At 60.2% G+C, this 251-nt stretch carries 1 protein-coding gene; it reads right to left on the bottom strand.

Going from position 1 to position 251, the window contains the following annotated elements; all coding sequences use genetic code 11:
- Positions 1-205, bottom strand: a 205-nt coding sequence (locus tag AAEY72_RS15740) for a hypothetical protein (protein ID WP_352311570.1), incomplete at its 3' end; no start/stop codon positions are given.
- Between the last annotated feature and the right edge of the window lie 46 nt (positions 206-251).

Below are 251 nucleotides of genomic sequence, written 5' to 3'. Positions count from 1 at the left end.
GCAACAGGCGCTGCGCGCCTTCGTATGTACCAAAGCCCAACACCACCAGCAGCACCGGCCAGAACAGCGCCTTGATAAAACCAAAGTTGGCTTTTGGCAGGCGCGAAGACATCGGCTCTTTAGCCACCATTCGGCTTGCACCCCGTGGCACCGGCTTGCGGCTCGGTGCTTGTGGGGGCTGATGACGAAGCGATGCGCCGTTCATGTGTTTAGCCTCTTGGCTCAATGCTGTCGGCCAGGATCGCCAGCAC

Origin of the sequence: Psychrobacter sp. W2-37-MNA-CIBAN-0211 (assembly GCF_040309405.1) — a bacterium.
GTDB lineage: Bacteria > Pseudomonadota > Gammaproteobacteria > Pseudomonadales > Moraxellaceae > Psychrobacter > Psychrobacter glaciei.
This window is presented reverse-complemented; position numbering and strand designations above follow the sequence as displayed.